Origin of the sequence: Bacillus sp. FSL W7-1034 (assembly GCF_038593365.1) — a bacterium.
In the GTDB taxonomy this organism is placed as follows: domain Bacteria; phylum Bacillota; class Bacilli; order Bacillales; family Bacillaceae; genus Bacillus; species Bacillus altitudinis.
This window is the reverse complement of sequence record NZ_CP151989.1, coordinates 3,503,908-3,519,566: the sequence shown is the minus strand read 5'-3', so window position 1 is coordinate 3,519,566 and position 15,659 is coordinate 3,503,908. Positions and strand designations below refer to the sequence as shown.

13 protein-coding genes and 1 riboswitch are annotated in these 15,659 nt (G+C 42.9%); of the genes, 12 read left to right on the top strand and 1 reads right to left on the bottom strand.

Features of this window, described 5'->3' with window-relative positions; translation table 11 throughout:
- Positions 1-42: 42 nt before the first annotated feature.
- From NST73_RS18165 to NST73_RS18130, 8 genes are all read left to right on the top strand, one after another.
- Positions 43-1,425 (top strand): hypothetical protein, encoded by a 1,383-nt coding sequence (locus NST73_RS18165; protein ID WP_019743488.1) that lies wholly within the window; start codon positions 43-45, stop codon positions 1,423-1,425.
- Between the two features lie 69 nt (positions 1,426-1,494).
- Complete coding sequence (locus NST73_RS18160) at positions 1,495-2,109, top strand: class F sortase (protein ID WP_251185124.1); 615 nt, start codon at positions 1,495-1,497, stop codon at positions 2,107-2,109.
- A 242-nt stretch (positions 2,110-2,351) separates the two neighbouring features.
- The gene (locus NST73_RS18155; protein ID WP_113766878.1) at positions 2,352-4,295 is read left to right on the top strand and encodes a BglG family transcription antiterminator; all 1,944 of its coding nucleotides are present in this window, start codon (positions 2,352-2,354) and stop codon (positions 4,293-4,295) included.
- 121 nt (positions 4,296-4,416) lie between these two features.
- Positions 4,417-4,722, top strand: coding sequence for a PTS sugar transporter subunit IIB (locus NST73_RS18150; protein WP_007497889.1), 306 nt, complete (start codon positions 4,417-4,419; stop codon positions 4,720-4,722).
- A 14-nt stretch (positions 4,723-4,736) separates the two neighbouring features.
- The gene (gene celB / locus NST73_RS18145) at positions 4,737-6,086 is read left to right on the top strand and encodes a PTS cellobiose transporter subunit IIC (RefSeq protein WP_007497888.1); all 1,350 of its coding nucleotides are present in this window, start codon (positions 4,737-4,739) and stop codon (positions 6,084-6,086) included.
- Between the two features lie 26 nt (positions 6,087-6,112).
- Positions 6,113-6,439 carry a PTS lactose/cellobiose transporter subunit IIA gene (locus tag NST73_RS18140; RefSeq protein ID WP_008345561.1) on the top strand — a complete coding sequence of 109 codons (327 nt, stop codon included), beginning with the start codon at positions 6,113-6,115 and terminating at the stop codon, positions 6,437-6,439.
- On the top strand, positions 6,436-7,764 hold the full coding sequence (locus NST73_RS18135) for a 6-phospho-beta-glucosidase (protein WP_144679046.1): 1,329 nt from the start codon (positions 6,436-6,438) through the stop codon (positions 7,762-7,764). Before NST73_RS18140 ends, NST73_RS18135 begins: the two co-directional genes overlap by 4 nt.
- A gap of 117 nt (positions 7,765-7,881) precedes the next feature.
- Positions 7,882-8,280, top strand: a complete 399-nt coding sequence (locus NST73_RS18130; protein WP_060832752.1) for a hypothetical protein — start codon at positions 7,882-7,884, stop codon at positions 8,278-8,280.
- 324 nt (positions 8,281-8,604) lie between these two features.
- Here the strand turns inward: NST73_RS18130 and NST73_RS18125 are convergent, their stop codons facing one another.
- The gene (locus NST73_RS18125; RefSeq protein WP_008345553.1) at positions 8,605-9,696 is read right to left on the bottom strand and encodes a branched-chain amino acid aminotransferase; all 1,092 of its coding nucleotides are present in this window, start codon (positions 9,694-9,696) and stop codon (positions 8,605-8,607) included.
- Between the two features lie 359 nt (positions 9,697-10,055).
- On the opposite strand from NST73_RS18125, the gene NST73_RS18120 reads away from it, so the two are divergent.
- From NST73_RS18120 to NST73_RS18105, 4 genes are all read left to right on the top strand, one after another.
- Positions 10,056-11,483, top strand: a complete 1,428-nt coding sequence (locus tag NST73_RS18120; protein WP_160757830.1) for a right-handed parallel beta-helix repeat-containing protein — start codon at positions 10,056-10,058, stop codon at positions 11,481-11,483.
- Positions 11,484-11,600: 117 nt separating this feature from the next.
- A riboswitch (SAM riboswitch) is annotated at positions 11,601-11,710 on the top strand.
- Positions 11,711-11,882: 172 nt separating this feature from the next.
- Entirely contained in the window at positions 11,883-13,001 is a 1,119-nt protein-coding gene (locus NST73_RS18115; protein WP_342499263.1) for a sugar ABC transporter substrate-binding protein, read from the top strand.
- A 72-nt stretch (positions 13,002-13,073) separates the two neighbouring features.
- Entirely contained in the window at positions 13,074-14,570 is a 1,497-nt protein-coding gene (locus NST73_RS18110; protein ID WP_135009542.1) for a sugar ABC transporter ATP-binding protein, read from the top strand.
- Entirely contained in the window at positions 14,567-15,580 is a 1,014-nt protein-coding gene (locus NST73_RS18105; protein ID WP_017368303.1) for an ABC transporter permease, read from the top strand. The genes NST73_RS18110 and NST73_RS18105 overlap by 4 nt, the downstream gene beginning before the upstream one ends.
- The last annotated feature ends 79 nt before the right edge of the window (positions 15,581-15,659 follow it).

Genomic DNA, 15,659 nt, shown 5'->3' with positions numbered 1-15,659 from the left:
CTCCGTTAAGTACATAACAAACGGAAAGAGGAGGCAAAACAGATGAAAATGAAAAAAGCATTTTTAACGATCCCGCTTAGTGCAGCATTATTATTACCAACTGCTCAAATGGCAAGTGCACACGAAGGACATATGCATGGGGATGCAAAAAAGTCGTCATCATCACAAGAGGTGTCAAATAAAGCAACGGATCTTCGCGCAGCGCTTGATCAGCTCTTCTCAGAGCATGCTTATTTAGCAGTGATCACGATGCAAAAGGGAATTGACGGCAGTAAAGATTTTGATCAAGCAGCCGCAGCGTTAAATGAAAACACGAATGATCTATCAGATGCGATCGCCTCTGTGTATGGAAAAAAAGCAGGGAAACAATTCAAAGAGATTTGGTCAAGCCATATCGGCTACTTCGTTGATTATGTACAAGCGACAGCGAAAAAAGATGAAGCAGGTAAAAAGAAAGCGGTCAAAGAGCTTGATCAATACCGCATGAAACAAGCTGATATGCTTGATAAAGCAACAGGTGGAAGATTGAAAGCAAGTGAACTTGAAGAAGGGTTAAAGATGCACGTCAATGAACTGCTAAAAGCTTTTGACAGTTACACAGAAAAGGATTTTGATACAACCTATGAAACGGTCAGAAAATCCATTCATCATATGTTTGAAGTAGGTAAAGGTGTATCATGGGCGATTACAGATCAATTTCCTGGGAAATTTGATCAAAAATCAGTCGATACTCCAGCGGCAGATCTTCGTGAGGATTTAAACTACTTGTTCTCAGAGCATTTGGCACTCGCGGTAGTGGCTATGCAAAAAGGGAATGATGGCAGCAAGGACTTTGACCAAGCGGCAGCAGCCTTAAATGAAAATACAAATGATTTATCAGATGCGATCGCTTCTGTTTATGGAAAAGATGCAGGAAAACAATTTAAAACGATCTGGTCAAGTCATATCGGATATTTAGTTGATTATGTTAAAGCGGATGCATCAGGAGACGAGCAGGCAAAAGAAAAGGCTGTCAAAGATTTAGATGCTTACCGTATGAAACAAGCAAAATTTTTAGATCAAGCAACAGATGGACGATTGAAGGCGGCTGACTTAGAAGCTGGGTTGAAAACCCATATTGATGAGCTCATCAAAACGTACACGTCTTATCATCATGGTGAATATGATCAGCTGTACCCGACTGTCAGAGAAGCATACGGCCATATGTTCATGGTTGGTCAAGATGTCGCATCAGCTATTGTCGATCAGCATCCTGACATGTTCAAATCCAACATGCCAAATGAGATGCCGAAAACAGGTATGGGAGGCACAGCCGGTCCATTAGGTATGTCATATGAAGCATTTGCTGGGATGATGGCAAGTCTCATCTTAGCCGGAGGTGCAGTGGGGGCGTTCTTCCTCATTCGCCGTAAACCATCAAATTAAGCAGGCATCAAGACAAGAGGGAACGTGCACAATCGTGCCGTTCCTTTCTTCAAAAGGAGGTCGACTTGCGTGAAAAGATGGCTGTTTGGAATTCTGACGCTTTTCATCATCACGGGCTGCGCATCCCAATCAATAGATGAAAAGTCATCCTCTGAAACTGCATCATCTCCTGAGCCAATGACAGCAAAACAAGCCAAGAATCCATCTCATTCACACGACACGTTAAAAGATGAGCCATCGGGTATTGTTCCCGCTGACATCTCCATTCCAGCGATTGATGTCCAAGCAAAAGTGGAGAAAACGACTTTATCAAAGGATGGCAGTATGGGTGTTCCGCAAAATACAGATCACACAGCTTGGTTTGAAGATGGTCCGAAGCCTGGTGATAAAGGGAATGCTGTTATAAATGGTCATGTTGATAATAAATGGGGTCCAGCTGTTTTTTATCGACTAAAGGAGCTAAAAAAGGGAGACAAAGTCATTGTGACATCCTCGTCAGGGGAAAAGCGAACCTTTGAGGTTCTCAAGGTGAAAAGCTATCCGCGCGAAGAGAAACCAAATGCTTTTTTCGGGTACGCCTTTACACGGAATCTCAATTTCATCACATGTACGGGAACTTTTGATCATGCAGCCGGTACACATGAAAAAAGATTGGTTGTCTTTACACAACTGATTTCCTCATAAGAAAAAGGCGTATACACGGAGGTGTAACGCCTTTTTTTCATGATTTCCACAACAGCACCTTAGAAGAAGATTCATAGGTCATTAGATATGGTTGGTTGTATAAATAGGGGCGTTTGTCATATAAATGAGTTGGCAATTTTTATTTCTTTTCAGTAGAATATGAGTAATGAAGAGAACTGTAAGCGTATACAACCTGTCCAAACAAGGCAGATTCTCCACCCTAAATGAAGGAGGTCGACCTAATGCTGAGTAAAAGACTGGCGCACATTTTAAGTCAGCTGATGGCAGCTGAGACTCCTCTCACGAGCGCTGCGCTTTCTGTCAGTTTACAAGTGACAAGCCGCACCATCCGAACAGACATCAAGGAACTGAATGAGCGTCTAGCCCCTTATCAAGCAGCTGTATCAGCTGTTAGAGGCGCTGGCTATGAGCTGTTGATCAACGATGAGAATGCCTTTCGCCGTTTTATGAAGGAAGAAGTCGAACAGGAAGAACCGCTTGCTATTCTTCCAGAAGAACGAGTTCGATTTATTTTGAAAAAGCTGCTTCTAGCGGAATCATATGTGAAGCTGGAAGACTTACAGGAGCAGCTGTTTATTAGTAAATCGACGATGAGTAATGATATGAAATGGGTCAAACGTAAGCTCGAACCCTTTGATCTGAAGCTGGAAGCAAAGCCGAATAAAGGCTGCCGGATCAAAGGATCTGAGATGAAAATCCGTTATTGCATGTCAGAATATTTATTCAATGAACGGCGTTCCTATCAAACAATGCTGAACACGGCGGTTACGATTTTGCCAAAACATGAGCTGGAATTGATTCAGAGAACCATGATTGATTATATCAACGAGGAAAAAATGAATCTATCAGACATTTGCATGAATAATTTAATTGTTCATATTGCTATTGCCTGTAAACGGATTAGACACGGAAACTATGTATCTGTGCTGCCTGAAGAAATCAACGAAATCCCAAGGGCAAAAGAATACAAGGTAGCCAAAAAAATGGTTGAGCGTCTTGAAGGGCTGCTGGATGTCTCATTTCCACAAGAGGAAATCGTTTATATCGCCATTCATTTGCTAGGAACAGCCAAAATGGTACAGTCTTTTTCAACGGGCGGTCAAAAACAAATTGTGGATGATGACACGAGCCGTCTTGTTCAGCTGATGCTGAAAGCCATTGATCAAAAATTGCAGCTGGATTTAGCGGGAGATGCGGAATTGCTGATTGGCCTCAGTTTGCACTTAAAGCCAGCGATCAATCGGTGTAAGTATGGAATGAATTTAAGAAATCCAATGCTTGATGAGATCAAAGCGGGCTATCCAATTGCCTTTGAAGCAGGGATTGTGGCGAGCAGAGTCATTGAAGAAGAGACAGGTTTGTCCATTCATGAAAATGAGATCGGCTATATGGCACTTCATTTTGGTGCGGCCTTAGAGCGCAGGAAAATGGAGATACCACCGAAGCGATGCCTGATTGTCTGTGCGTCTGGTGCTGGGAGTGCAAGGCTACTTCAAGATCGTTTGCGGTCACAATTTGGGTCGAAGCTGACCATTTTAGGAACAGCAGAGCTTTATTCCCTTCCGCATGTCTCTTTACATGCATTGGATTTAATTATTTCGACCATTCCCATTCATATGGATTTACCGATTCCGGTCATTCAAGTGAACACGATTTTAGGAGGCAGTGATTTTTTAAAAATAGAAGATGCTTTGACAAGTGAAACAAGAGTGACATTAGCTACGCAATATATGAAAAAGGAATTGGTCTTTACAAAACGTGGCTTTCAAACAAAGGAAGAGGTCATACACTTTCTCACGCAAAAGGTCATTGACATGGGCTTAGCGCCAGCAGAACTTACACAATCTGTGATGGAAAGAGAAGAGTCTGCACCGACTTCATTTGGGCATTATACAGCGATTCCGCATCCGATGACCCCGCTAACAGAAGAGACGTTTTGGGCGATCTGTACATTAGAAAAACCGATTATTTGGGGAGAGAAAAAAGTTCAATTTGTGTGCTTGCTTTGTGTCGAAAAAGAGAATGCCAAAGACTTAAAAGGCATGTACCGTCTGCTTGGAGAGCTTGTCCATCATGTGAAATTTATTCAGCACCTCATCACCTGTGACACCTTTGAAGACATGCTGGATGTCATGGATAAAAAAGCGCCTTCGTACAAGAACTAATGGTGTGATATTAACTTTTTCCGCTTCCTAAAGGAAAAAGTATGGGTGTTTATGAAAGCGGTTTCATAATATGATGAATGTGTAAAGAAAAGCTTCATACTTCAAAAAGGGGGCGTTTACAATGAACATTTTATTAGTTTGTGCAGCAGGTATGTCAACAAGCTTACTTGTCACAAAAATGGAGAAAAGTGCACAAGAACAAGGAAAAGACTATCGTATTTGGGCAGTATCTGGAGATGCTGCAAAAAATCATATTGATCAAGCCGATGTGCTTTTATTAGGACCTCAAGTTCGTTATTTATTACCGCAAATGAAAAAACTCGGAGAAGACAAAGGAATTCCAGTAGACGTGATTAATACCGTGCATTATGGCGTATGTAATGGTGCTGAGGTTTTAAAATCTGCTGAACAGTTAGTGAACGGATAAAGGGGGCGGAAGGGATGAATGGATTCAACCGATTTCTAGAAGAGAAGGTTATGCCGTTTGCAGGAAAGATTGCCGCTCAAAGACATTTACAAGCATTGCGTGACGGAATCGTTTTAACCATGCCTCTCATTATCGTCGGTTCACTGTTTCTTATTTTAGCCAACCTTCCGATTCCAGGATACAGCGATTTTATGGCAAGTGTCTTCGGAGCCGAATGGGCCACGAAACTATCCTATCCTGTGAATGCCACCTTTGACATTATGGCACTTGTTGCGACCTTTGGGATCGCGTACAGGTTAGCTGAAAAGTATGCAGTCGATGCACTGTCATCTGGTGCAATTGCTGTCGCAGCTTTCCTCCTAGCCACACCTTATCAAGTACCGTTCACACCTGAAGGATCAACAGAAGCTATCCTAGTGAATGGCGGTATTCCCGTCACACTGATGGGCAGTAAAGGGCTATTCGTTGCCATGATTATTGCCATGCTTTCCACCGAAATTTACCGCTTTATTGTACAGCGGAATATCGTCATCAAAATGCCTGATGGTGTACCGCCAGCAGTTAGTAAATCGTTTATCGCACTTATTCCAGGTTTTGTGGTCATCACGCTGATCTGGGTCGCTAGGCTTCTGATTGAGATGACACCTTTTGAGAGTATTCATAATATCATCACGGTCTTAATCGGCACACCACTATCCATTCTTGGTGGAAGCTTAGGCGGAAGTATCGTTGCCATTGGTGTGCAAATGCTCCTCTGGGCATGTGGTATTCACGGAGCCACCATTGTCGGTGGAGTCATGGGTCCGATTTGGCTCGGTGCGATGGATGAAAACCGTCTTGCCTTCCAAGCAGGAGAAGTGCTGCCGAATATTTTCACAGCGCAGTTCTTTGAAATCTTTATCAATGTCGGCGGAAGCGGCGCGACGCTTGCTTTGGTACTGACCATGATCTTGCGTGCGAGAAGTAAACAAATGAAACAGCTTGGCCGTCTTGCGATTGGGCCAGCCATCTTTAACATCAACGAACCGATCATTTTTGGAATGCCGATTGTGATGAACCCAATGCTTCTCATTCCGTTTATCCTTACCCCAATTATGATGATCATCACCACATATATCGGAATGAGCACAGGACTTGTAGCAAAACCGGCAGGGATCGCTGTCCCGTGGACAATGCCGCCAATCATTTCAGGCTATCTCGCAACAGGTGGGAAAATCTCTGGTGCGGTCATGCAGCTGATTAACCTTGCCTTGTCATTTGCGCTATACTATCCATTCTTTAGAATGTGGGATAAGCAGAAATTGAAAGAAGAAAATGAGCTTGAAGCAAAAGCATCAACAGATGAAAATGTCGTCAGCATGTAATAGAGGGAACAAGGGGGATGCGGCCGATGGAAATGGAACAAATTGTGTTTCAACTCATCTTGCACGGTGGTAATGGCAGAAGCTCGGCCATGGAGGCCATTACATGTGCAAAGCAAGGCAATTTTGATGAGGCGAAGCAAAAATTGCAGGAAGCACAAGACGCGTTAAATGAGGCGCATCACGCACAGACAGAGCTGATCCAAGGAGAAATTAGAGGAGAGAAAACCGACGTCAGTCTCTTGATGATTCATGCACAGGATCATCTGATGAACGCAATGACCGTCAAGGAGCTTGCAGCTGAAATCATTGAGCTCCATGAAAAAATGAAGCAATTCGGAGGTGTCAATTCATGAAAGACGGAATTAAAATTGTCACAATAGGCGGTGGATCAAGCTATACGCCTGAGCTCGTCGAAGGGTTTATTAAACGATATCAAGAATTGCCTGTAAAGGAATTATGGCTTGTGGATATTGAAGCGGGTCAGGAAAAGTTGAACATCGTAGGTGCCCTTGCAAAACGTATGGTTGAAAAAGCGGGTTTGCCGATTGAAGTGCACCTCACCCTTGACCGCCGGGCAGCTCTGAAAGATGCGGACTTTGTCACGACACAATTTCGTGTAGGACTGCTCGAAGCCAGAGCCAAGGATGAAAGAATCCCGCTTAAATATGGCGTCATTGGACAGGAAACGAATGGTCCAGGCGGGTTATTTAAAGGTCTACGCACCATTCCAGTCATTCTAGACATCGTGAAGGATATGGAAGAGCTTTGCCCAGATGCTTGGCTGGTGAACTTTACAAATCCAGCGGGCATGGTCACAGAGGCGGTGTTACGCTACACGAATCTGAAAAAAGTGGTCGGTCTATGCAATGTGCCGATTGGAATCAAAATGGGCATTGCAAAAGCGCTGGATGTCGATGTCGAACGCATTGAAGTACAATTTGCAGGCCTCAATCACATGGTCTATGGCTTAGATGTGTATTTAGACGGGGTCAGCATTATGGATCAAGTGCTCGATGAATTAGGAAATCCAAATAGTCAGTGGTCCATGAGGAATATTGAAGCGAAAAACTGGGAGCCTTCTTTCGTCAAAGGCTTAGGGGTCATTCCATGTCCGTATCATCGTTATTACTATAAAACGAAAGATATGCTGGAGGAAGAACAAAAAGCGGCTCAAGAAAAAGGAACAAGAGCAGAGGTAGTGCAGCAAGTCGAGCATGAACTATTTGAGTTATATAAAGACCCAAATTTATCGATTAAACCGCCGCAGCTCGAAAAAAGAGGCGGGGCTTATTACAGCGATGCAGCATGTAATTTGATCAGCTCCATCTATAATGATAAACATGACATTCAACCGGTAAATACAGTGAACAGAGGAGCAATTGCCAGCATTCCGGCCGAATCAGCGGTTGAAGTGAACTGTATTATTACAAAGGACGGACCGAAACCAATCGCGACAGGTGATCTGCCTGTGGCTGTGAGAGGACTCGTTCAACAAATCAAGTCCTTCGAGCGTGTGGCAGCTGAAGCAGCTGTGACAGGAGATTACGAGACGGCTCTTGTCGCCATGACCATCAATCCACTCGTTCCATCTGACGAAATTGCAAAGCAAATCTTAGATGAAATGCTTGAAGCGCACCGCGAATATTTACCGCAGTTCTTCAAATCAGTAAATGCTTAAAATAAAATGGCCCCTTTATGGGGTCGTTTTTTATGATTTTTTCATATGGAAACCGGAGAAAGCAGTGTATGATAGAAAAAACAACATGTACTGCTTCAAAGAAAGGACGGTTAGAATATGGTGGCAATTGGGTTAATGCTTTACGGCTTTATCGTTCAACCTCTACTTAGTTACGGCACAGTGGTTTTGTTTTTGTATGGAATCATTGCTTCATTTATTGGTCTGATTCGGCGTAGACAGGATGTGTGGATGTATGTTCTCCGCCTGCTCGTATGTTTTACTATTCCAGTAACCAATCTGTTAATGTATTTCGCAACCATCGGTGGAGATGAAAGAGACTTTGATTTCCAGCCGATGCCGCCAGTTTATCATCTTGTTTTTATCCTAGAAATCATCATCGTCTTTTTACCAGAGATCTTTTTACTGATCGAGAGAAAGCGGAGTATCAAAGGGAAACAGTGGATATATGCAGGGGCCATTGTGGGGATATCGGTCTTGTTTTGGTGCACGATTTGATTGAAGGCTGACTGACATCTAAGTCTTTTTCTCCTTTTTGTTGCGTAACCTCTTTCGCCTCACTTTTACAAAAGTAATGGAAAGAACAAGGATAGAAATTCCGAGAAACTTAAATAGAAAACGGGTGAAGAACGGTGAATCATCGAAACCTGTAGCGATGATGATCGATCCGATGCAAATCCCAAAGAACGCTAGTAAATAAGTAAAAAACATAATATCACTCCTTAAGCGTGGAATAGATCCATATTTTCCATTATGAGGTAGATAAGGAGATAAAGAAACAAAAAAAGAACCCTTCATCAAATGAAAGGTTCTTTCGCTTGCTTATGCCTGCTTGACGACCGAATCGACTTCTACTGTCCAGCCGAAGATATCTGGCTGAGTTCCTTTTTGGATTCCAGTAATCGCTTCGTACAATTTCTTCGATACTTCGCCTGTTTGACCATTTTGAATGACGTATGGCTGATCGTGATAAATTAATTCACCGACAGGAGAAATGACGGCTGCCGTTCCTGTCCCGAAGATTTCTTCAAGTTCACCTGACTGATGTGCTTCGATTAACTCATCAATTGAAATTTTACGTTCTGTCACAGGGATTTCCCAATGCTTTAACAGCTCAAGCACAGAATTCCGTGTGATCCCTTCTAAAATGCTGCCGTTCAGTTCAGGCGTCACGATTTCTCCGTTGATTTTAAAGAAGATATTCATACTACCGACTTCTTCAATATACTTTTTCTCGATGCCATCAAGCCACAGGACTTGTGAAAATCCTTTCGTTTCAGCAACTTGCTGTGCTTTCAGGCTTGATGCATAGTTTCCAGCTGTTTTGGCATTTCCTGTTCCGCCTTTAACAGCGCGGACAAATTCGTTTTCCACCGCAATTTTGACCGGATGAATGCCTTCTTTATAATAAGAACCTACTGGAGATAAAATGATGATCAGCTTATAGGTGCTTGACGGTGCAACACCTAAATAGGGCTCAGTAGAAATAATGAATGGACGAATATACAAAGAAGTGCCCTCTGCATCAGGTACCCAATCCTTATCAATGCGAATGAGTTCATTTAAGCCTTCTAAAACCGTTTCTGTATCAATTTGCGGGATACATAGGCGGTCATTTGATCTGTTTAAGCGTTCCATATTTTTTTCGGGACGGAATAAGAGAATCTTTTGATCCTCAGACACATACGCCTTCAAGCCTTCAAAAACAGATTGGCCATAATGATAAACCATAGAAGCTGGATCCATTGGAATCGCCTGATAAGGGATAATTCTCGGATCATACCAGCCTTTATCAATTGAATAATCCATCACAAACATGTGGTCTGTGAAGATTTTTCCGAATTCAAGTTGATCAGATTGAGGTTTTGGTTTTTTTGTTGAACTAAGTTCAACGCGGATGGGTTGTTTTGGCATCGTAAATCTCCTTGCTGTTTGATTATTTGAAAATTCTAATAATATGAAATAATTATGATTCTATTCTATACCTTCACAAAATATTAGCAATAGGTTTTCTGGAATTCAGACAAGAAAAATCTGTTAAAGCGCTTTCCTCCTCTCTGTCGTGGTTTTACTGAAGTTTCCCTTTAGAAATAAAATCCAATTTCATTATTAACTGATTAATCTGACAATTTAAAAGCGATTTGTTTTCCTGTAAGATATTCTTTCAACCATACACCTTTTGACTAGTACATTGCAAGGGGCATTGCCATATTTTAATCCTCTTTTTTTTAACCGATAAAGGTAGAAGAGAGTGGAAGGGAGCAAACAACGAGATGAAACGAATGATATCAGGCGCCTTATTGATTTTATTGATGACCGCCATTAGTTTTGGCTGTCAAGCGATGACGGAGGAGGCTGGTGCGAAGCAAGGTACTGCCTATTACGTCGCAGCAAATGGGAACGACAAACATCCAGGGACAAAGCAAAAGCCTTTCCGTACGCTGAAAAAAGCGGCAAGTATCGCGAAAGCTGGGACAACAGTTTATATGAGAGGCGGTACATACAAAGAGAGATTGATTGTCCGCCATTCTGGAACAAAGAAAGCACCAGTTGTTTTTCAAGCGTATGGAAAAGAGAAGCCTGTCATTAGCGGAGCATCTCTTAAAGGAAATCAAGCAGACGGTGGTCTTGTGAAGATTGATCAAAAAAGCTATATCACCCTGAAAGGTTTGACAGTCGGTCATATTAAAACGAATCAAGAAGATGTGACACCCATCGGTATATTCATCACAGGAAGCGGCAAAGGCGTCAAACTGCTTAACAACCGTGTGTACGACATTCAGACGACACATCAAAATGGGAATGCTCATGGCATTGCGGTCTATGGAACGAAAGCACCTGCAGCCATTGAAGACATCGAAATCAAAGGAAACACTGTGGAAAAGTTAAAGCTGGGTTTTAGTGAAGCCCTTGTGCTAAACGGAAACGTTAAAAAATTCCGCGTGACACATAATACAGTCCGGCATACGGACAATATCGGGATTGATTTAATTGGTTTTGAGAATGTCGCACCTTCTAAAAAGTATGATCAAGTGCGAAATGGTGTCGTATCTAGAAACAAAGTTTATGAGATTACGAGTGTTGGGAATCCAGCGTACGGCAAGGACATCTCCGCAGGAGGAATCTATGTGGATGGCGGGAAAGACATCGTGATTGATCATAACATCAGCCATCATAATGACCTTGGGATTGAGGTCACAAGTGAACATAAAGGGAAGATGGCCGAACGCATTCGCATTGAGCACAATCAAGTATATTTAAATCGTTATACAGGCATCTCCATCGGCGGCTATGACAAGAAGCGGGGCGGAACCACAAACACGACCATCTCCCATAACATTTTGTACAAAAATGACACAGCCGGCTTAGAAGGCGGTCAATTGCTCATGCAATATCAATCGGTGAACAATCGAATCACGAATAATATCATGACAGCCAGTGCTTCGCATTACTTAGTCGTGAATCTCTACGAAGTGAACAAGAAAAATACATTCCAAAAGAATGTCTACGATGACCGCAAAGGTGCAAAAGCCTCACAGTGGGTATGGCGCGGGAAATGGCTGGAAGGCTACAAAACGTATCGCTCGAAAAGCGGTCAAGATAAAGGATCAGCACACCTCAATCCCCAATTTGTGAATGAGAAAAAATATGATTTCCGTCTTAAGGCATCATCACCTGCTAAGAAAATCATCGGCAGTTAAACAAGGCATTCGGTGCAAATGATCATTTTAGAAATTTTCAAAAAAGTCATTGACATTGATGAGACATCACATTAAAGTAAAGAAGACATTTCAACTAAAACAAATTTCATAACGGATCTCTTATCAAGAGAGGCAGAGGGACTGGCCCTATGACGCCCAGCAACCGTTTCTATTTAAGAAATTGGTGCTAATTCCTGCAAAGCTGTTACAGCTTTGACAGATAAGAGAGGAAGACTTCCCGATACATGTTTCATGCAACGGTGATCAAGCCTCTCTTTATCAAGAGAGGCTTTTTTGATCTCTTTTTTTAGAATCAAAAGACTGGGTTCACAGGCATATTTCCACTTCTTTACCTAGTTTTCCGATGTGAAAAATAAAACAACTTGAGGAGGAACAGCAATGAAACGTAAATATTGGACATCATCTCTTGTATTATTGACGGTCCTGACCGTGCTATTATCTGGTTGCGGTACGGGATCAAGCGCAGGCTCAAAGGCTAGTGCAAACGAAAAGGTCTCCTTTGACAATGTCCCGAAGCGATTTGCAAAAGGACAGGGAGCAAAAATTAAAGTCATCCGTAAAATTGGCGGGGACGATCATACTGCTCAGTTTTTAGCAGGAACGAAGGCAGAAGGTGAAGCGCTAGGCTTTACAGTAGATGTCTACACGGCAAATGGTGATACGGCGAAGTTTCATGATGCTATTTCTCAAGCACTAGAAGAAAACTATGATGGCTTTATCATCTCTCATGGGGATGATGAGGCGACAGTCGCTGATGTGAAGAAGATCACAGCGAAAGGCATTCCAGTTGTGGCGTTTGATTCAAATCCGAAGCTGAAGGACATCAAAGGGGTCACAGTGACGTCTCAAGATGACGAGCAATTAGCGAAAAAATCATTAGATGCACTCGTGGCTGATTTTAAAGGGAAAGCAAATATTGCGTATCTTTGGGTAGACGGATTCCCTCCAATGGTGAGACGAAACAAGGTGTACCAAGAAACGCTCAAACAGCATACAGGAATCAAGGAACTTGACCGATTTGGCGTTGCGGCCTCTGATACATCAGTTCAAACACAAAATGCGGTTGCGGCTATGCTAAATAAATATCCAAAGGGTAAACTGGATGCGATTTTTGCCACGTGGGATGCATTTGCGATTGGTGCCGCAAGAGCTTTAAAAGAAGCAGGAAGAACCGAAGTGAAAATATACGGTATTGATGTGTCTAATGCCGATCTGCAAGAAATGACTGCGAAAGACAGTCCTTGGAAGTACACTGCCGCTGTTGATCCGAAGCTCATTGGCGCAATCGACGTAAGGATTCTTGCGAAGAAACTAGCTGGCGAGAAAACGCCATCTTCCTATGACCTTGAGGCCTCTCTCATTTCACAAAAGCAGCTTCAGGATGCAGGAAGGGCCATCAATATGGTCAATCTTGCAGATGAAGTAAAAGGATTCGGATCATCCACAGCTTTTGAAGAAGACTGGATGAAGACCTTGAAGAAGCATTATGCAAAATAAACAACGTGCACTCTCTTTTCATAGAGGGTGTTTCGTTTTTCAATTGACGATCAGGAGAGAAGGAGGACACCTATGACAACGCCGCTTGTTCATATGAAAAACATTTCGATTGAATTCCCAGGAGTCAAAGCGTTAGATCAAGCAAATTTCACATTAAGAAAAGGCACAGTCCATGCCCTGATTGGGGCGAACGGTGCTGGGAAGTCAACGTTAATGAAAGTTCTCTCTGGTGCTCATTCACATTTTGAAGGAACCATCCACATCAATGGCGAGGCGGCGACCATTCATACACCGAAGGATGCGGCCTCATACGGTGTGCAGACCGTCCATCAAGAAGTGGATACAGCTCTAGTGCCTTATTTAAGTGTTGGCGAAAATATGATGATCCATGAAATGGAGAAAAAACCATTCGTCCGTTGGAAAGAGATTCACCGCAAGGCAGCACAGCTGTTACAAGAGATGGACATTGACATCTCAACGAAGCGTCTTGTGAGTGATTTGACACTGGCAGAAAAACAAATGGTGCTCATTGCCAAGGCTGTGTCGATCAAATGCAGCATTTTAATTTTAGATGAACCAACCGCTCCACTTAGTCATGCAGAAACAAGCAAGTTATTCTCAATGATTCATCAATTGAAAAAGAACGGCACAGGCATCATTTTTATCTCGCATCGCATGCCGGAGATTTTCAACATCTGTGATGAACTGACTGTGATGAAGAATGGAACTGATGTGGCGGCGCACCTCATTAAAGAAACCGATCCAAAGCAGGTCATTGAAGAAATGCTTGGCGCGCCATTAGAGGATCAATTCCCATTCCGTACACCGCTAGAGGATGCACCGATTGTGCTTGATGTGAAAGAGTTGCATGACCAGCATAAATTAAACAACATTCATCTTCATGTGAAAAAAGGAGAAATTCTCGGGATTGCAGGACTAGTCGGTGCTGGTAAAACAGAATTGTGCAAAGCCCTATTCGGCGCCTCAGAAAAAAAGTCAGGCACTGTGCAGCTGCATGGTCAAACCATTCATATCAAGTCGCCTCATCACGCTGTGAGAGCGGGTATTGCCCTTGTGCCTGAGGAACGGAGAAAAGAAGGGATTCTAACAGAAGAAACTGTTGGATGGAACGTAACAGCTGCAAGTCTACGTTCGTTTACACGGCCGTTCAGCTTCTTACATCGTTCTAAGGAACGGAAGGCAGCAGATGGAATCGTCAAGCGGCTTGGCGTCAAGACACCTTCTCTTGAAGCGAAGGTGAAGCATCTATCTGGTGGAAATCAACAAAAGATTGCGATTGGAAAATGGCTGTTGGCTGAGGCGGATGTCTATCTCTTTGATGAACCAACCAAAGGTGTAGACGTTGGAGCCAAAAAGGACATTTTCTCCCTCATTGCAGAACTAGCTGCAAGAGGAAAAGCGGTTATTTATGCTTCAAGTGAGCTTTCAGAAATTGCAGGAATTGCCGACCGAGTATACGTCTTATATGATGGCAGCATTGCCCGGGAAATGACGGCACCAATGACTGAAGAAGAGCTTTTATATCATTCAACAGGAGGACAATCATGAGTGAACGACAAGTTTCAGCCCCAGTTCAACAAATCAAGAAACAGCGGCCATCCTTTCATCTGTTTGATTTCTTTTATCAATATGGCACCATCTTAACGATTGTCGTATTGATTGTTGTCTTTGCGGCAGCCAATCCGGCATTTTTACAGTCAGGAAATATCATCAACATTTTACGATCGATCTCGATTGTAACCATCATTGCGGTAGGGCTGACGATCTCCCTAGCAGTGAACGGCTTTGATTTATCTGTAGGCTCAGTTGCTACGTTATCAAATGCAATTGTGATCTCCATGTTTGTATGGTTCTCGCAAAACCCACTCATTGCGATCCTTTCTGCGCTGGCGGCTTCTCTTATTGTCGGTTTGCTGAATGCTTGGATGATTGTCAAAATGAAGATTCCAGATATGCTCATGACACTAGCCATGATGTTTATCATTCAAGGGCTCGCACAAACCTATACGAAAGGTGCGACCATTTCTGAAAATATGGTGCTGCCTGATGGCACTTTTTCAACTGGCACCATCCCTGCCTTTTTCAGCAAGATTGGGCAGGTCCCCTATATCATTTTGATTATGGCGGCCATTGTGCTTTTTGCCCATGTTTTTATGACTTACACAAAGCATGGGCGATTGATGTATATCATCGGTGGAAATAAAGAAGCCGCTCGATTATCTGGTATTCATGTGAACAAATACAAAATCGCAGCATATTTGTTGTCTGCTTTATTTGCGGCGATCGGTGGTATCGTGCTGGCATCAAGGGTGATGACAGCAGAAATTAACGCAGGAACGCCATATTTAATGGATGGGGTAGCTGCTGCTTTTATCGGTTTTTCAGTCATGGGAGCAGGTAAACCAAACGCATTCGGTACGTTTATTGGTGCGGTACTCATCGGTATTTTGCAAAATGGACTTGTGATGATGTCTGTCCCGTATTATGCAATGGATATCGTGAAAGGATCTGTGCTTGCACTGGCACTCGCGCTGACTTATTACAAACAGCGTGGCTAAGATGTACTTTTTTAAAACCATTTGTGTCCTCTCTTCGTCTAGTAAACGGAAAGCAGCGTAACAGCTGTTTGCCAAAAGG